Here is a 16,994-nt window from a genome sequence, read left to right as displayed (position 1 = left end):
GGACAGAGCAAATAAAATTTATTTTTCAACAAAAAAAGAAGGTCTTATGCTATACTGTTTTTTAAGAGACGATTCGGCTTCCTGTTTATTTCCGGATCGTTGCACAAAAAGAAAGGAGAAAAATATATGAACACAAGAAAACACTGGCTGTCTCACTTCTTTGCCTTCTTCTTTGTCCTATGCATGACGCTTGGTCTTACTGTTTATGCAGATGAAGATATGAAGGTTCATTTTCTGAATGTGGGCCAGGCAGATTCCACCCTGATCACCTGTGGGGAACATGCCATGCTCATTGATGCCGGAAACAATGATGATGCGGAACCGATCCTGAATTATATTCAGAATAAAGCCGGACTGACGCATCTGGATTATGCGATCGGTACACATCCACATGAGGATCATATCGGCTCTCTGGACTCTGTTCTGGAAACCGTTTCCGTTGATACGGTGATGCTGCCAAATGTAACTGCCAATACGCAGACCTTCCGTGATGTACTGAACGTCATTGACGAGAAGGGGCTTTCCATCACCATTCCGGAGGTTGGAGATACTTACACTCTGGGAGATGCTTCTTTTACGATTCTCGGGCCTGTAAGTGATTATGGGGATGACCTGAATAACTGGTCGATTGCTCTTAAACTCACTTATGGAAATGTAAGCTTTCTTTTTACAGGAGATGCGGAAAGCACAGCGGAATCAGATATGCTGAATACCGGTCTGGATCTTGGTGCGGACGTTTACCAGGTCGGACACCATGGTTCCCGGACCTCCTCCAGCAGCGCCTTTCTGGATGTGGTTGCTCCGAAGTACGCAGTCATTAGCTGTGGAGCCGGAAATGATTACGGTCATCCTCATCAGGAAACTCTGGATGCCCTTTCTTCCAGAGGAATCGAAATCTACCGGACGGATCTTCAAGGAAGTATCATTGCTTCCACAGACGGAAGCAGTATTTCCTTTACCACTGCTTTCGGAAATGATTCTTCCTCCTCCGCTTCCGACGGACAGGGCACGGATCGTTCAGCAGGCGCTGTCAGTGACGACAGTTCGTACAGCCAGGACAACACCGCTTCCGGAGATGATCCCATCGTTCATATCACAAAGACCGGTGAAAAATATCATTCTGCGGGCTGCCGGTATCTGAAAAAATCAGATATCGAGGTCACTCTTTCCGAAGCGAAAAATCGTGGACTGACTCCCTGCAGCAAATGTAACCCCCCGAGATAAAAAACAGGAACAAATTTTTGCCGGAGAATCCGGCGCAGAAAGGAGTGTTCTTACTTATGAAAGGAACCGTAGACCGGATCGAAGAAACCTTTGCCGTCTGTGAAATGGACGGACGGATTATGCAGAACATCCCACTTTCGGCTTTCACGGAACAGCCTAAAGACGGAGACATTTTTGATTTTGAAAATGGTATCGCTGTCCTGAAGCCTGCTGAAACAGCAGAACGAAAAGAAGAGATACAGTCTCTTTTTGAACGGTTAAAAAAGAAAAAATAACTACAGACTGGAGTTTTTATTTATGGAAAGAGAAAAATTTTCCTCCCGCTTGGGATTTATCCTGATTTCCGCCGGCTGTGCCATCGGCCTCGGAAACGTCTGGCGCTTCCCCTATATTACCGGAAAATATGGCGGAGCCGCTTTTGTCATTTTATACCTGTTTTTCCTCGTAATCCTGGGACTTCCCATTATGGTTATGGAGTTTTCCGTTGGAAGAGCCAGCCGAAAAAGCGCAGCCCTCTCTTTCGACGTCCTGGAGCCCAAAGGAACCAAATGGCATCTCTATAAATATGGTGCTATGGCAGGAAACTATCTTCTGATGATGTTTTACACCACCATCGGAGGCTGGATGCTTCTTTATTTTTTCAAGACTGCCCTGGGGCAGTTTGACGGTCTGACTTCCGCAGAAGTTTCCGACAGCTTCGGAAAGCTCATGGGACAACCCGGTCTTATGACGCTTTTCATGATCATTACGGTTGTAACCTGCTTTATGATCTGTTCTCTGGGTCTTCAGAAAGGCGTGGAAAAGATCACCAAGGTTATGATGGTTTGCCTTCTGGGACTGATGATCGTCCTGGCTGCCCGGTCTCTTCTTTTAAAAGGTGGAGAAGAAGGGATCCGTTTCTATCTGTTTCCGGATTTCAAAAAACTGACGGAAGGAAGCGGCGGACTCTGGGAAGCAGTCTACGCAGCTATGGGACAGTCCTTCTTTACCCTTAGTCTTGGTATCGGTGCGTTGGCTATTTTCGGAAGCTATATCGGAAAAGAGCGATCTCTTACAGGAGAAGCCTTAAGTATTGCCGTACTCGATACGTTTGTGGCACTTATGGCCGGTCTGATCATTTTCCCGGCCTGCTTTGCCTACGACATCCAGCCGGACAGCGGTCCTAATCTGATCTTTATCACGCTGCCCAACGTATTCAATGCTATGAAGGGCGGTCGGCTCTGGGGAACTCTGTTTTTCCTGTTTATGTCTTTTGCTGCGTTTTCTACCATCATTGCCGTGTTTGAGAACATTCTTTCTTTTGCAATGGATCTCACCGGCTGCAGCCGTAAGAAAGCAGTTGTGATAAACCTGATTGCCATTATCGTGCTTTCTCTTCCGTGTGTACTTGGCTTTAACGTTTTAAGCGGCTTGAAGCTCCCAGGTGGTTCTGTCCTTGATTTTGAGGATTTTCTGGTCAGCAACAACCTGCTTCCGCTCGGAAGTCTGATATATCTTCTGTTCTGTACCAGCCGGTACGGATGGGGCTTCCGGAATTTTATGAAGGAAGCAAATACAGGGGAAGGGATTAAATTCCCCTCCTGGGCAAGATTTTATGTAAGCTATATCCTTCCCGTGATCGTACTTTTGATTTTCTTTATGGGATACTGGAGTTTCTTCCATTAATAATGAATGAAAAAAGCGTCCACAGGCAACCGCACAGATTGTCTTTATGGACGCTTTTTCATTCATTTGTGGTAAGGTTCTCCGTGGATGATCCGGTAGCTCCGGTAGATCTGTTCCAACAGGATCACCCGCATAAGCTGATGGGGAAAGGTCATATCTGAAAAACTCAGCAGATAATCCGCCCGTTTCAGAAGCCGGTCACTCATTCCCAGAGAACCGCCGATCAGAAAGACCAGGTGGCTTGTTCCGCTGATCCCGAGAGAATCGATCTTCTCTGCCAGTTTTTCGCTGGTCAGTTTTTTCCCTTCAATAGCAAGGGCAATGACGTAAGCCGAATCCGGAAGATATTTTTCCATGCGCTCCGCTTCTTTTTCTTTGATCTGGCTGACTACCAGTTCAGAGGCACCATCCGGTGTCTTTTCATCTGCCACTTCTACAATTTCCAGCTTGCAGTAACGGCTCAGCCGTTTGCTGTATTCTTTGATCGCATCTGTAAAAAATTTTTCTTTGACTTTTCCCACACAGAGGACAGTTATTTTCATAGATCCGGGTTCCTTTTTCAGAAATCAAAAGCCGTACGGTCGGTACAGTACTTTTTGATAATCGTCTCCACAACTTTCACATGCTCCGGATGGCCGGCGTAGGTTTTTAAGGCAGCTTCGTCCTCGTATTCACCGATAAGGGCAATGTCTCTGGTGCTGGAGACCAGAGGCTCTGTGATGACTTTTACGGAGAGAACGCCAGGAACGATCTCTTTTAAGGCTTCCAGCTTCTCTTTCATCTCGGCTGCAGCCTGTTTCTTCGTCTTCTCTGTGAGGGAAGCGTCAAAATTCCACATAACGATATGCGTTACCATAAAAAACACTCCTTTCTGACTGCAAAAACAGGGTACACAGCGCAGCCGCCATATACCCTGTCTTTTACAGAATCTTGTTTTTATTATTTATTCTTCAGAAACTCGTCAATGCCTTTGGCAGCGGCTTTACCGGCACCCATTGCAAGGATGACCGTAGCAGCTCCGGTTACGGCATCTCCACCGGCATATACACCGTCTTTGCTGGTCTTACCAGTCTCCTCATCAGCGATGATACATTTTCTCTTATTGATATCCAGGCCGATGGTTGTGGAAGAGATCAGCGGGTTCGGAGAAGTACCAAGGGACATGATAACGGTATCGACATCGATCTCATACTCAGATCCCGGAATCTCTACCGGACGTCTTCTTCCGGATGCATCCGGCTCGCCAAGCTCCATCTTCACTACGCGGATACCTTTTACCCAGTCATTCTCGTCAACGAGGATTTCCTTCGGGTTTGTCAGAAGGTCAAAAATGATGCCCTCTTCTTTTGCGTGATGAACTTCCTCTGCACGGGCAGGCAGCTCTGCTTCACTACGACGGTAAATAATATGAACTTCAGCGCCCAGACGCAGAGCGGTTCTTGCAGCATCCATAGCTACGTTTCCGCCGCCGACTACGGCTACTTTCTTGCCATGTACGATCGGTGTATCATAATCATCACGGAAAGCTTTCATCAGGTTGTTTCTGGTCAGGAACTCATTGGCAGAGAATACACCGTTGGCGTTCTCACCCGGGATACCCATAAACATAGGAAGACCGGCACCGGAACCGATGAAGACAGCCTCAAAGCCCTCTTTGTCCATCAGCTCGTCGATAGTGGTGGATTTACCGATGATCACGTTTGTCTCGATCTTGACGCCGAGTGCCTTTACGTTCTCAACCTCTTTCTCTACAACTGCACTCTTCGGAAGACGGAACTCCGGAATACCATAAACCAGAACACCGCCGGCTTTGTGAAGAGCCTCGAAGATGGTTACATCGTAACCCATTTTAGCCAGATCGCCGGCACAGGTCAGTCCGGAAGGACCGGAACCGATCACAGCAACTTTCTTGCCGTTTTTCTCAGCCGGAGCAGACGGTTTGATGCCGTTTTCACGAGCCCAGTCAGCTACGAAACGCTCCAGTTTACCGATGGAAACTGCTTCGCCCTTGATGCCGCGGATACATTTTCCCTCACACTGGCTCTCCTGCGGGCAGACACGGCCACAGATAGCGGGAAGTGCACTGGATTCGGAAATGATGCGGTAAGCTTCTTCGAAGTTTCCTTCTTTTACCTGATGGATGAAATCCGGGATATGGATACTTACCGGGCAGCCCTCTACACATTTTGCTTTTTTACAGCCCAGGCAGCGGCTGGCCTCTTCCATTGCCTCTTCTTTATTATAACCAAGACATACTTCATCAAAATTTGTTGCTCTAACCTTCGGAGCCTGCTCTCTTACAGGAACCTTCTTTAATACGTCTGCCATTATTTGTCACCTCCGCAATTTCCACATCCGCCGTGATGGGTATCGCCCTCACGCAGTTTCAGAAGAGCCTGACCTTCTTCTGTCTTGTACATAGCCTGTCTCTTCATGGCAGCATTGAAATCGATCAGATGACCGTCAAACTCCGGTCCGTCTACGCAGGCAAATTTGATCTCGTCGCCTACAGCAACTCGACAGGCACCGCACATACCGGTACCGTCTACCATGATCGGGTTCATGCTGACGATGGTGGGGATATTCAGCTTCTTGGTGGTCAGACAGGCAAATTTCATCATGATCATCGGTCCGATGGCGATGCAGCGGTCATACTGTTTTCCTTCTGCGACCAGATCCTCGATCACCTTGGTTACCAGTCCGCTTCTTCCGTAAGAACCGTCATCGGTTGTGATGTAGAGATTTCCGGCAACTGCCTCCATCTCTTTCTCCAGAATGATCAGGTCTTTTGTCTTTGCACCAACGATCACATCTGCATCAATTCCGTGCTCATGAAGCCATTTTACCTGAGGATATACAGGTGCAGTACCTACACCGCCGGCAACAAACAGAAGCTTCAGTTTCTTCACTTCCTCAAGATCATCCGTGCAGAGCTCAGACGGACGTCCCAGAGGACCTACAAAATCTTCAAAAGCATCACCGGTTTTCAGAGTCGCAAACTTCTCTGTGGAAGCTCCGATGGGCTGAAATACGATGGTGATGGTTCCTTCTTCTCTGTCATAGTCACAGATGGTAAGGGGAATTCTTTCACCCTCCTCATCCATCTTCGCGATAATGAACTGTCCGGGCAGACAGTGCTCGGCAACACGCGGAGCTTCTACAACCATGGAGTAAATGTTGCTTGCAAGCTTTTCCGCTTTTCTGATTTTGTACATAATGCTCCTCCTCTTCTTATTTTGCGCGGGACTCGGAAGAGAACTCCGCACAGAATGGTAGGGGAAACCATAAAAGGTCCCTCTCTATGATAAAAGGCCTGTGTGACACGCATATGCCAGCACATACCTCACTGTACTTGCATATACGCATCCTACTGTCTTTCATATAGCGCACTTTTTACGCTCTCAACAAGTATAAAGCAATGCCATAAAAATATCAATACTTTAATCAACAAAAATGTACAATTAATCATACATAGTTATCGATATAATCTTCAAATTCTTCCATGGACATCAGGATTTTCCGTGGCTTTGTGCCTTCTTCCGGACCGACGACGCCGGCGTCGGCCAGCTGATCCATGATCCTGGCGGCACGGTTGAAGCCGATCTTCAGAAGACGCTGCAGCATACCGATCGAAGCTTTGTCTTTCTCGATGATGAAACGGCCTGCCCGTTCAAAATACTCATCGATGTCACTTTCACCGGAACTGTCAGAGGCACTTACGCTCTGGGCCTGGCTGATCTTACTTTCGATATCGGCACTTCCCTTGGAAACACCATTTTCCTGCGTAAGGAATTCTACCACATCACTGACCTCTGTATCGGAGACAAAAGCCCCCTGCACACGGGCAGGCTTCTGATAGCCCTGTGGATAGAACAGCATGTCTCCCTTTCCGAGAAGCTTTTCGGCTCCGACCATATCGATGATCGTACGGGAATCCACGCCGGAGGATACGGAAAAAGCGATACGGGAAGGCATATTTGCCTTGATAAGACCGGTGATGACATTGACGGAAGGTCTCTGCGTTGCAATGATCAGATGGATTCCTGCCGCACGGGCCAGCTGAGCCAGTCGGCAGATGGCATCCTCCACTTCTCCGGGAGCCACCATCATAAGGTCTGCCAGCTCATCGACAATGATCACGATCTGAGGCATTTTTTCCGGTTTATCGGGATCCGGAATGTCTTTGATCGCATCGATCTTCTTATTATAGCCCTTCAGATCCCGGACATTGTATTCTGCAAATTTTTGATAACGGCCGGTCATTTCCGCCACTGCCCAGTTCAGGGCACCGGAAGCTTTCTTCGGATCGGTCACGACAGGGATCAGAAGATGCGGGATTCCGTTATAAACGCTCAGTTCCACTACCTTGGGGTCGATCATGATGAGTTTTACATCTTCCGGCTTTGCCTTATAAAGCAGACTCATGATAATGGTATTGATGCAGACTGATTTACCGGAACCGGTGGCACCGGCGATCAGAAGATGCGGCATGCGGGCAATATCTGCAACGACCGGTTTTCCGGCAATGTCTTTTCCGGCTGCAAAAGCAAGGCTGGATGGATGTTCCTTGAACTCTTTGGTCTCCAGCAGCTCTCTCAGGGGAACCGGACTGTTTGTTTTGTTCGGTACTTCGATCCCGACGGCAGCTTTTCCGGGTATCGGCGCTTCGATACGAATATCGGCAGCTGCCAGGTTCAGCTTGATGTCATCGGAAAGATTGACAATCCGGCTGACCTTCACTCCCTGATCAGGTGTAAGCTCATAGCGGGTAACGGAAGGACCGCAGCTTACATTGGTAACGCGTACACCGACGCCAAAGTTGTGGAGTGTCTGCTGAAGCTTGGCTGCCGTCTCACGGAGCTCCTGATCCCTGCCGACTGCAGGATTGCTTTTAGGCTTGCTTAAAAGATCAAGAGGCGGGAAGACATACTCCTTCTTCACCACCTGACTGGAGGCTTCGATTTCCTTTGCCACAGTTTCCTGGTTTTTCTGTTGTTCTTCCTGGCTGGACTTCGGATTCCGGAACTGTTTTTCTCCCGGTGCCGGCGGTGCATCCTGAAAAACTGCGCCCGCAGAGGTAGGTCTTAACGAATTATCTTCTCTGAAAATACCATCCGAGGAGTGTGAAGAAGCTTTCACATTTCTGGGCTCCGGCTGAACAGCAGCTGTTTCCGTACCAGGAATCTCCGCCTCATCCATTTCATAACCGCTGATCTCCTGCATATCTCCGGGATCACAGAAGGGCTCCGGTTCATCTTCCGGATCTGTATTCCTGCCAATGTCCGCATCCTCTGTCTCAACAGCATCTGCTTCATAAACGGACGGGATTTCTTCTTCATCGGAGGGATCATCCCCAAAATCAAGCCCCGGTCCGGTCTCGTCCGATCCGCCCCAGCGTTCCCGGAAAATCTCTTCAGGATTCCTCTCCTCTGTTTCATCCGCTTTCTGTAAAAATACAGGCTGGCTCAGAGGCCGGTAAAAATCTTCCTGTTCTTCCGTAAATTCTTCGGTCTGATCCGGTTCTGCTTCCAGATTTTCCGACTGATTTCTGGCGGAAGAAACCAGTTCGCCATTGATCCGGAGCTGTTCCTCAAAGGAGCTTGGGCGCTGCTCACGGATCGAGACAGGTGCCACCTCTTCTTCCACCTCCCGGATCTCCGGTTCCGGGAACCTTCTATCCACAAAGGGCAGTTCAGGACTGACCTTGGGGATCCGTTCTTCCAGCGGAACCTGAAAATTCTTTCCGCTGATGGCATGATCCATAACCTTGAGGTTCGGCTCGTCCACTTCCGGGCGCTTCTTAGGTACCGGAGGTACGATCTCGTGTACCTCCTCCAGCGGCATAGTACGGGGAGAAAGACCATTCAGATCTACACCGCTGACCTTCTGATTTCTACGCAATGTTTCCGGAAGGGTCTTCAGCTGGTCTTTTTCCTTTTCCAGCTGTTCCCGCTGCATTTTCCGTTGTTCCTCACGGATGATCCGTCTCTTTTCCTCGCGGATCGCTGCCCGTTCCCGACGGATCGCTGCTTCTTCCCTGTTATTTTCATACATGTTTTTATAAACTTTTTTCCCGGTTCTCCGAAAATCCTCAAAAAAAGACCGTTCTGTGATCAGAACCATACAAAGGATCATGATCACGATCACCAGTACATAAGCACCTGCCACACCAAATGCCGGGCAGACCAGTGTACAGAGGACGCCTCCGGCCAGTCCGCCGCCGCTTCTGCTGACCGCACTGGCTTTATAAAAATCCAGAAAATTTCTGTCTGCCTGATAAGAATTCAGTCCGAGTTCCACTACTGTGCAGACACAGATCACCAGAAGGATCACTGCCGCAGCTTTCATCCATGCCAGCGGATTGTTCCGGTTGCTCAAAAGAAAAGCCACCATCAGAAAAAGGATCACCGGAAGAAGATAAGCCATAAAACCGAAGACACCAAAAAAGAACCGGCTGATAGCATCTCCAACAAAACCGCCGATCCCGAAATTGCTGATAAACAGGATCACAGAAAGTGCCAGTGTGCCCCAAAGGGTCACTTCTTCTGCGATCGGAAAGCTGAATACATGATTGTTCTTTTTTCTATCTGTATTCCGGCTGCCCGTATTCTGCCGACCCTTCGATGTGGAAGCACCGGAAGCACGTCCTGCGGAAGAAGCAGACGGCCGTTTGGGCGCCGTCTGCTTTTTGTTTGTCGTTTTCTGGTTTTCTGTCTCTTTCTTTGCTGCCATGAATATCTCCTCTTACAAATTTCTTATACGATAAAATGGGCTATGATCGCAAGGATCCCTGCTGCAAAGCAGTAAATGGAAAAGCCCTTGAAATTCTTCTTCCTCACAACGACCAGCATGGTACGGATACAGATATATCCCACCACTCCTGCCACAATGGCTCCTGCCACGCAGTTTGCCACCATACCGCCGGAGATCACTTCCGTTCCAATATCCTTCAGCTCCAGGACTGCTGCTCCCAAGATTGCCGGTATCGACATGATAAAGGAATATTTTACTGCAAAACGCCGGTCAAAACCACTTAAAAGGCAGGCTGTAATGGTCGTTCCGGACCGGGAAAGTCCCGGAAGTGTTGCCACGCCCTGGGCAATACCGATCAGGAAACCATTGCTGTAGCTGATGTCTTTCGGGATCTTTTTCCCATCCTTGCAGTGGTCCGCCACCAGAAGCAGAAGTCCTGTCAGAAGCAGGCAGACACCGGGAACGATCAGCGTTGTGGAGGCAAAGCTGATCAGATTCTTTCCGACCACGCCGATCAAGCCGGTAGGAATGGTGGATACCAGCACCAGGACTACAAATTTCCGGTAATTGTTATGTACAATCCGGTGATAACGGAATGCTTCCTTATACCGGCGGTTGCGGTAAAAAATCTTGATATTACCGGCGATATCTGCGCACATGGAGAAAAACTCCCGTATCATCTTAAAGATATCCTTCCAGTAAACAATAAATACTGCAGCCAGTGTTCCGATATGCAGGCAGACATCAAAAAGCAGTCCCCCGTCCGTCTGCATCCCGAAAATATTCTGAAATATGGCCAGATGACCGGAACTGCTGACAGGCAGAAATTCTGTGATCCCCTGTACAACTCCTAAAAAAATCGCCTGAAGCAATGACATAACCGTTCCTCCTTGACTCTTTCCTTGTTCAGAAACACAACTGCCGGCTTCCTTCCGTTTTTCATTCTGTAAAGCGGACATTCGCAATCCGCTTCGCTACTTGCTTATCTGCGTTCAAATCAAAAGAAACCGGCAGACATATAGATTCAGTATAGCATATTTTTTCAAGATGTACAAATCATTTTCCGAAGTTTTGCCACGGCATCCCGGATACCGCCCACACGATCGATGATCCCTTCTTCCACTGCCTGCTTTCCGACAAGGATCGTTCCCAGATCCTTCGTGAGCATTCCGGTATCCAGCATCAGTTCCTCCAGCCGTTCTCTTCGTGCACTGCAGTGACCGGCGATAAAGCCCAGGATCCGGTCCTGCATCTGTTTGAAATAATCATAGGTCTGCGGCGCTCCGATGACCGTCCCGTTCATCCGGACCGGGTGGATCACCATCGTCCCTGTGGCCACAATAAAGGAATAATCGGTAGACACGGCAATGGGAACTCCGATGGAATGGCTGCCTCCCAATACAAGAGAAACGGTGGGCTTACTCAAAGAAGCAATCATTTCCGCAATTGCAAGCCCGGCTTCCACATCACCTCCCACCGTATTCAGGAGAACCAGAACGCCTTTGATTTCGTCACTGTCCTCGATCGCTGCCAGCTGCGGAAGAACATGTTCGTATTTTGTTGTTTTGGTATTGGCAGAAAGACATTCATGACCCTCGATCTCTCCGATCACAGAAATCAGATGGATTCGGTCTTCCATTTTTACCTCACCGAATTCCCGGAGATTTTCTCTGTCATTTTCTGTTTTTCCTTTTGGCTTTGTCTCTGTCATCTTTTTACCTCGTTTCCGACATTGCTGTCTTTTTTACAGTATTGCCGGAATTGAGTTTTTTATGAAAGAAACAGACAGTCCGTTTTCCCTTTCGGGAAAACGGACTGTCTGTCAGTTTTTGTAAAAATATTCTTTTTCCAGGTTCCGCACCATTCTGGTGTAAAGTTCCTGGCAGTCTTCCTTTCTGTCTTCCTCAATGAGATGAAGACAGGGAGCGAGATACTCTTCCCAGATGGAAGCGTAGATCTCTTTACACTTTTTATCTCTATTGATATGTTTCACAATAGTGGGAGCGATATCATAATATTCCTGCACAATGGCTTCTCCCTCATCTGTGGACAAAAGATAAGTATCACGATAGTTCCGGAAACAGTTCAGCTCATAACAGTCATCCGGTTTTCCGAGAGTCGTACAGGCTGCTGTGGTGATATAACAGAACTTCCGTTTGAAACCACCGTTGATCTGCTCATAAGTCGCCGGAGATACGTTGGTATCCGGGAAATGCTCTTTCCAAGCTGCTGCCAGTTTTTCGGAGAAGGGTTTTCCGGATTCTCCTTCGTATTTCAGTACTGCCGGGTACAGATAGACCACCAGAGAAAGGTTATAATCCACCAGAAGGTTGGCCCGTTTGTTTTTCTTTTTCTCCTGCATCAGAGTTTCCTCTGCGGCAGCGGCTACAGCCTCGGCCATATTTGCCAGATACTGTTCCTTATCGATCACCTGCTGATATCCGTTCTCCAGCGCCTCCAGCGTAACGAGATGCTGTTCATAGTAAGCTTCGAACGCTGTCGGATAACGCTTTCTCTTAAAATTTCCGATGGGGTCATCCACATTCAGAAGCATGCCCGGAAGTCCCTCGATCGCGGTTGTATAAAAGCTCATAATTTTTCTCCCTGCATATTTGGTGATGTCTGAATAAACAGACATATCCATCCGGTGTCAGAGATCTTACTCATCCCAGTTGTGGAATACGTTCTGTACGTCGTCATCCTCATCCAAAAGATCCAGAGTTCTCTGAAGGTTCTTGATCGCAGTCTCATCTGTCAGTGTCACATAGTTCTGCGGGATCATGCGGACCTCTGCCTCTGCCATGGGGATTCCCTCTTTCTCCAGAGTCTCTCTGACCGCGCTGAAATCCTCCGGTGCAGTCAGAATCTCAAAGCTGTCCTCTTCCTCTGAGAAATCCTCAGCGCCTGCATCCAGAGCCATCATCATAAGATCATCTGCGTTCATGTCGCACTCTTCTTTATCAATGATGATCTGACCTTTTTCATCGAAGCTGTAGGACACGCAGCCCTGTGTACCGATGCTTCCGTTTCCTTTGGTGAAAGCACTTCTTACGTTGGCTGCGGTACGGTTCTTATTGTCTGTCAGTGCCTCTACGATGATAGCAATTCCGTTAGGACCATAGCCTTCATAGGTAACATGCTCGTAGTTTACTGCATTGGCATCTCCGGCTGCTTTTTTGATACCACGCTCGATGGTATCGTTCGGCATGTTGTTTGCCTTTGCTTTTGCGATACAGTCACGAAGTTTGCTGTTGTTCTCCGGATCCGGACCGCCCTCTTTTACTGCGACTGCGATCTCACGGCCGATGATCGTAAATACCTTTCCCTTTGCTGCATCGTTTTTCTCTTTTTTGTGCTTAATATTGGCAAATTTTGAATGTCCTGACATGAAATTTCTACTCCTTTTTACTTTTTCTTCTTATGTCTCTAATCATTTATACCATTTCCCCGCCCGTTCGTCAAGAATCCTGTTTATGTAGGCAGTTCCAGACTTACCATAAGCGCGTGATCCACCCGTTTCAGTATACTTTCATCCAAGTGGCAGACGCGATCCCTCAGACGGGTCTTGTCGATCGTCCTCAGCTGCTCCAGAAGGATCACTGAGTCCTTAACGATCTCACATTTCCTTGCTTCGATCTCCACATGCGTCGGCAGCTTCGCTTTGTTCATGCGGGATGTGATTGCTGCACAGATCACAGTAGGACTGTGACGGTTTCCGATATCGTTCTGAATGATGAGCACCGGCCGGATTCCTCCCTGTTCAGAGCCGACCACCGGTCTTAAGTCTGCGTAAAAAACATCGCCTCTTCGAATTATCACGCATTTCACTCTCCGCTTCCTGATTTGATAATGACCAGTATTTCCATAATCCCTGCGGTTTATGCGCTTTTGTATTCTTTTGGCTGATTTTTAGTTTTCCTATTTTACAAGCTCATCCACGATTTCCACGATCTTTCCGTCCTGATAATAGACCCGCGGAACACGCTTGCCGATATCACAGACAAATTCATAGGGAAATCTTCCTGCCAGCTCGGAAAGAGCCGTTACGGGAAGAAAAGCTTCCCCGTCTTTTCCCATAAGAGTGACTTCCTCAAGCTCGGCCGCTTCCGGAATGTCTGTCACATCCACCATGAACTGATCCATACAGATCCGTCCGAGAATCGGCGCTTTCTTTCCATGGATCAGAACAAACCCTTTGTTAGAAAGACTCCGCGGATAACCATCTCCGTATCCGGCAGAAATGGTGGCAATCCTCATATTTTTTTCTGCCACAAAGGTACCGCCATAGCTTACCGCATCTCTGGGCGCGATCTCTTTGATGAGAACGATCCGGCTCTTCAGCTCCATCATAGGCTCCAGCGGCAGATTCTCCGGTTTCATCTCCTCAGAAGGGTAAATACCGTAAATCGTGATCCCGGCCCGGACCATATCGATCTGCGCCTCTGGAAATTCCATAATACTGGCACTGTTGGCCGCATGGCGAAGTTGAAACGTAATACCTTTTTTCTCCAGTTTCGTGACAAAGCTCACAAAACGGAGCAGCTGGGCTCTTGCGAATGTTTTATCTTCTTCATCCGCCCGGGCAAAATGAGTGAAGATTCCTTCCAGCTCTACCTGTTCCAGCTGCCGGATCTTCTGGATCTCTCCGATACTCTCCATGGTATCTGAAAAGCCGATCCGGTGCATGCCTGTATCCAGACCAATGTGAATATGTACGGTTTTACCGGCTTCCTTTGCTGCTCTGGAAAAGGCAGCCGCCGTCTCATAACGAAAGACCACCGGCCGGATCTCCTCCTCCACCATTTTAAGGTAATCTCCTTCAAAGGTATATCCAAGGATTAGGATCGGCTTTCTGATCCCGTTTCTCCGCAGATAAAAAGCCTCCTGAGCTGTTGCCACTGCATAGCCCCAGACCCGTTCCATCGTCTCCCCGAGTCTTGCAACGGGAAGCGCTCCATGACCATAACCATCGGTCTTAATGACCAGAGTCATTTTTGTTTCCGGCCGGAGTTTTGCAAACATGGCGTCAATATTTTTTCTGCATGCGTCCAGATCAATGGCCGCATAGATACGCATTGCCTCTGTTTCCTTCATTTTTATCCTTCTTTCAGTATCTGAGGGAGTTCCTTCAGGATATCTGTGGAAAGCATCCCTCTCACCCCTGTATTTTCCGCTGCACGGTCTCCTGCCAGGCCATGGAGATAGACTCCAAGAACGGCTGCATCAAAAGGTGCCGTCCCCTGGGCCAGAAGACCGGTGATGATGCCCGTGAGCACGTCCCCGGAACCACCTGTGGCCATTCCGTTGTTTCCGCTGGCATTGAGTACCAGCCGCTCGCCATCCGTGATCACAGTCCTGGCATCCTTCAGGACCAGGATCACCTGCTGCTCTTTCGCATAGGCAGCCGCAAGTTCCAGAGGCCTTTTCTTCAGTTCTTCCATGGAAAAACCGGAGAGCCGAACCATTTCCCCCATATGGGGAGTCAGGATTTTTGGAGCCCGGCTCTTTTCCAGCCAGTCCGGATGCTTTGCCAGAATGTTTAACGCATCTGCATCCAGAACCATTGGAAGATTGTTCTTTTCCAGAACAAAAAACAGTTCTCTTTCTGCTTCCGTTCCGGTGGAAAGACCGGGACCAATCCCTATGGCATCCGCCCAGGCAAGAGACTCCGCCAGTATTTTTTCTGAAAACAGCTCTTCCGTGGTCAGCACGGCTTCCGGAAGAAGTGTCTGCAGGATCTCCCGATTGCAGGCTTCGCTCACCACACGCACCAGACCGGTTCCCATAAGGGCAGCCGCCCGTCCGGAAAGGTACGCGGCTCCCGCCATATTCCGGCTGCCGGCCATAAGGCAGGCTTTACCGAAGCTTCCTTTGTTTCCTGCCGCTTCTCTTGGTGGAAGCAGGGAAAGAAGCTCTCTTCCGGCTGCCTGTACCCGCGGCAGCTGCTGGTGGAAGCCTTCTTTCGTGATGCCGATATCCAGCAGAACGGTCTTTCCTGCATACTCCGTTCCGGGATAAAGGACATGACCGAGCTTCCGGAAGGCCAGCGCACCGGTCACATCTGCCCGTACGGCTGTTCCCTGGATCCTTCCATCATCCGATGAGATGCCGGACGGGATATCCACAGCGAAGATTTTTGCCGGATGCCGGTTGATGTCTTCTATAACTTCGCGGTAATTTCCACGGATCTCTCTGGAAAGCCCGGCGCCAAAAATGGCATCTACAATAGTAGTATATTCACCGTCCGGAAGATTCCGCACAAATTTCATACCATAATTTTCGCAGATTTTCTTCTGAAGTGCAGCCTCCTTCGACAGATGCTCCGGATTGCCGACAAACCAGATATCCGCAGAAAATCCCTGCAGCTTCAGGATCCTTGCCATGGCAAAACCATCCCCGCCGTTATTCCCGCTTCCGGCAGCTATCAGAATGCGGGAAAGATCAAAGCTTTCTTTTTTCATAAGTTCCACACAGGAAAGGGCTGCCCGCTCCATCAGAACCAGAGATGGAACACCATAGTCCTGGATCACAGAGCGATCTGCCCGGCGCATTTCTTCTGCCGACACCAGATATTCCATGAAAAACCCCCTTTTTAGACACGAAAAGGACGCGCTAAAACTTCGTCTTACCGCGTCTTCTGCTTACTTTTCTTTTGTTCTTCCCTGCTTTTTGTTTTTATTCTTGTTATAATTGCTCATGTTGTAGGAAAGCTGCATGAGGCTGTCCGAAAGATGTACACTTTCCACGATCACATCTTCAGGAAGCTTCAGATCTGTATGAGCAAAATTCCAGATCGCTTTCACGCCATTCTCCGTTACCAGATCCGCCATGGCTTTTGCCTGGCTTCTGGGAAGCGTCAGCGCTGCGATCTGTACATCGTTTTCTTTCAGATATTCGGGAAGATCTTTCACCATCCGGATCGGAATGTTCCCGACGACTGTCCCGTCAAGCTCCGGGTCCACATCAAAAATCCCGGTCACCCGAAAGCCCCAGCGGGCAAATTTTGAATAATTTGCCAGAGCCTGACCCAGGTTTCCCGCACCGAGAATGATCATGTTGTAGGTACGGTCCAGTCCCAGAATTTTTCCGATCTCGGTATGCAGATGCTGCACATTATAACCGTAACCCTGCTGACCGAAACCGCCAAAATTGTTCAGATCCTGCCGGATCTGAGATGCCGTCACCTGCATCTTGTCACTCAGCTCGTTGGATGAAATCCTCTCGACTCCGCTTTCCAGAAGATCACCCAGATAACGATAATATCGCGGCAGACGCTTGATCACTGCCCGCGAGATTACTTTTCGTTCCACTTTATACCATCCTTCCTGATTCCTCTAAGGTCAAAAACCTCT

16 protein-coding genes are annotated in these 16,994 nt (G+C 48.7%); 3 read left to right on the top strand and 13 right to left on the bottom strand.

All coding sequences use genetic code 11. From position 1 onward, the window contains the following. Positions 1-126 precede the first annotated feature (126 nt). From DXA57_RS03615 to DXA57_RS03605, 3 genes are read left to right on the top strand one after another with little or no spacing between them, the layout of a single operon-like run. A complete protein-coding gene (locus tag DXA57_RS03615) occupies positions 127-1,224 on the top strand; it encodes a ComEC/Rec2 family competence protein (protein WP_117764695.1) in 1,098 nt (365 codons plus the stop codon). Between the two features lie 56 nt (positions 1,225-1,280). After that, on the top strand, positions 1,281-1,499 hold the full coding sequence (locus DXA57_RS03610; protein ID WP_147345650.1) for a DUF3006 domain-containing protein: 219 nt from the start codon (positions 1,281-1,283) through the stop codon (positions 1,497-1,499). Positions 1,500-1,521: 22 nt separating this feature from the next. Next, positions 1,522-2,889, top strand: a complete 1,368-nt coding sequence (locus DXA57_RS03605; protein ID WP_117764691.1) for a sodium-dependent transporter — start codon at positions 1,522-1,524, stop codon at positions 2,887-2,889. A gap of 62 nt (positions 2,890-2,951) precedes the next feature. Here the strand turns inward: DXA57_RS03605 and rlmH are convergent, their stop codons facing one another. From rlmH to DXA57_RS03540, 13 genes are all read right to left on the bottom strand, one after another. After that, positions 2,952-3,431 (bottom strand): 23S rRNA (pseudouridine(1915)-N(3))-methyltransferase RlmH, encoded by a 480-nt coding sequence (rlmH, locus tag DXA57_RS03600; RefSeq protein ID WP_117764689.1) that lies wholly within the window; start codon positions 3,429-3,431, stop codon positions 2,952-2,954. 17 nt (positions 3,432-3,448) lie between these two features. Then, entirely contained in the window at positions 3,449-3,745 is a 297-nt protein-coding gene (locus DXA57_RS03595; protein WP_117764687.1) for a Dabb family protein, read from the bottom strand. 83 nt (positions 3,746-3,828) lie between these two features. Beyond that, complete coding sequence (gene gltA / locus DXA57_RS03590) at positions 3,829-5,217, bottom strand: NADPH-dependent glutamate synthase (protein ID WP_117764685.1); 1,389 nt, start codon at positions 5,215-5,217, stop codon at positions 3,829-3,831. Further along, positions 5,217-6,104, bottom strand: a complete 888-nt coding sequence (locus DXA57_RS03585; protein WP_117764683.1) for a sulfide/dihydroorotate dehydrogenase-like FAD/NAD-binding protein — start codon at positions 6,102-6,104, stop codon at positions 5,217-5,219. The genes gltA and DXA57_RS03585 overlap by 1 nt, the downstream gene beginning before the upstream one ends. 250 nt (positions 6,105-6,354) lie before the next feature. Continuing rightward, the gene (locus tag DXA57_RS03580) at positions 6,355-9,621 is read right to left on the bottom strand and encodes an FtsK/SpoIIIE family DNA translocase (protein ID WP_117764681.1); all 3,267 of its coding nucleotides are present in this window, start codon (positions 9,619-9,621) and stop codon (positions 6,355-6,357) included. Positions 9,622-9,644: 23 nt separating this feature from the next. Beyond that, complete coding sequence (locus DXA57_RS03575) at positions 9,645-10,520, bottom strand: undecaprenyl-diphosphate phosphatase (protein ID WP_117764679.1); 876 nt, start codon at positions 10,518-10,520, stop codon at positions 9,645-9,647. 164 nt (positions 10,521-10,684) lie between these two features. Then, on the bottom strand, positions 10,685-11,353 hold the full coding sequence (locus DXA57_RS03570; RefSeq protein ID WP_117764677.1) for a ClpP family protease: 669 nt from the start codon (positions 11,351-11,353) through the stop codon (positions 10,685-10,687). Between the two features lie 111 nt (positions 11,354-11,464). After that, positions 11,465-12,235 carry a CFI-box-CTERM domain-containing protein gene (locus tag DXA57_RS03565; RefSeq protein ID WP_117764675.1) on the bottom strand — a complete coding sequence of 257 codons (771 nt, stop codon included), beginning with the start codon at positions 12,233-12,235 and terminating at the stop codon, positions 11,465-11,467. A 66-nt stretch (positions 12,236-12,301) separates the two neighbouring features. Continuing rightward, positions 12,302-13,030, bottom strand: coding sequence for a YebC/PmpR family DNA-binding transcriptional regulator (locus tag DXA57_RS03560; RefSeq protein WP_117764673.1), 729 nt, complete (start codon positions 13,028-13,030; stop codon positions 12,302-12,304). Positions 13,031-13,113: 83 nt separating this feature from the next. Continuing rightward, complete coding sequence (locus tag DXA57_RS03555) at positions 13,114-13,461, bottom strand: type II toxin-antitoxin system PemK/MazF family toxin (protein WP_117764966.1); 348 nt, start codon at positions 13,459-13,461, stop codon at positions 13,114-13,116. Between the two features lie 99 nt (positions 13,462-13,560). Then, positions 13,561-14,736 carry an alanine racemase gene (gene alr, locus DXA57_RS03550; RefSeq protein WP_117764671.1) on the bottom strand — a complete coding sequence of 392 codons (1,176 nt, stop codon included), beginning with the start codon at positions 14,734-14,736 and terminating at the stop codon, positions 13,561-13,563. A gap of 2 nt (positions 14,737-14,738) precedes the next feature. Further along, complete coding sequence (locus DXA57_RS03545; RefSeq protein ID WP_117764669.1) at positions 14,739-16,220, bottom strand: NAD(P)H-hydrate dehydratase; 1,482 nt, start codon at positions 16,218-16,220, stop codon at positions 14,739-14,741. Between the two features lie 63 nt (positions 16,221-16,283). Further along, positions 16,284-16,952 carry a redox-sensing transcriptional repressor Rex gene (locus tag DXA57_RS03540; protein WP_117764667.1) on the bottom strand — a complete coding sequence of 223 codons (669 nt, stop codon included), beginning with the start codon at positions 16,950-16,952 and terminating at the stop codon, positions 16,284-16,286. Positions 16,953-16,994: the final 42 nt, after the last annotated feature.

It is taken from the genome of Blautia sp. OF03-15BH, assembly GCF_003463065.1.
In the GTDB taxonomy this organism is placed as follows: Bacteria; Bacillota; Clostridia; order Lachnospirales; family Lachnospiraceae; genus Limivivens.
The sequence above is the reverse complement of the archived record's forward strand: the minus strand, read 5'-3'. Positions and strand labels throughout refer to the sequence as shown.

Bases quoted from the DNA above. Each gene is read 5' to 3' on its own strand.
- DXA57_RS03545 (WP_117764669.1), bottom strand. From the start codon at position 16,220: ATGGAATATCTGGTGTCGGCAGAAGAAATGCGCCGGGCAGATCGCTCT.
- DXA57_RS03615 (WP_117764695.1), top strand. From the start codon at position 127: ATGAACACAAGAAAACACTGGCTGTCTCACTTCTTTGCCTTCTTCTTT.
- DXA57_RS03560 (WP_117764673.1), bottom strand. From the start codon at position 13,030: ATGTCAGGACATTCAAAATTTGCCAATATTAAGCACAAAAAAGAGAAA.
- alr (WP_117764671.1), bottom strand. From the start codon at position 14,736: ATGAAGGAAACAGAGGCAATGCGTATCTATGCGGCCATTGATCTGGAC.
- DXA57_RS03605 (WP_117764691.1), top strand. From the start codon at position 1,522: ATGGAAAGAGAAAAATTTTCCTCCCGCTTGGGATTTATCCTGATTTCC.
- DXA57_RS03585 (WP_117764683.1), bottom strand. From the start codon at position 6,104: ATGTACAAAATCAGAAAAGCGGAAAAGCTTGCAAGCAACATTTACTCC.
- DXA57_RS03580 (WP_117764681.1), bottom strand. From the start codon at position 9,621: ATGGCAGCAAAGAAAGAGACAGAAAACCAGAAAACGACAAACAAAAAG.
- gltA (WP_117764685.1), bottom strand. From the start codon at position 5,217: ATGGCAGACGTATTAAAGAAGGTTCCTGTAAGAGAGCAGGCTCCGAAG.
- DXA57_RS03570 (WP_117764677.1), bottom strand. From the start codon at position 11,353: ATGACAGAGACAAAGCCAAAAGGAAAAACAGAAAATGACAGAGAAAAT.
- DXA57_RS03595 (WP_117764687.1), bottom strand. From the start codon at position 3,745: ATGGTAACGCATATCGTTATGTGGAATTTTGACGCTTCCCTCACAGAG.
- DXA57_RS03610 (WP_147345650.1), top strand. From the start codon at position 1,281: ATGAAAGGAACCGTAGACCGGATCGAAGAAACCTTTGCCGTCTGTGAA.
- rlmH (WP_117764689.1), bottom strand. From the start codon at position 3,431: ATGAAAATAACTGTCCTCTGTGTGGGAAAAGTCAAAGAAAAATTTTTT.
- DXA57_RS03565 (WP_117764675.1), bottom strand. From the start codon at position 12,235: ATGAGCTTTTATACAACCGCGATCGAGGGACTTCCGGGCATGCTTCTG.
- DXA57_RS03575 (WP_117764679.1), bottom strand. From the start codon at position 10,520: ATGTCATTGCTTCAGGCGATTTTTTTAGGAGTTGTACAGGGGATCACA.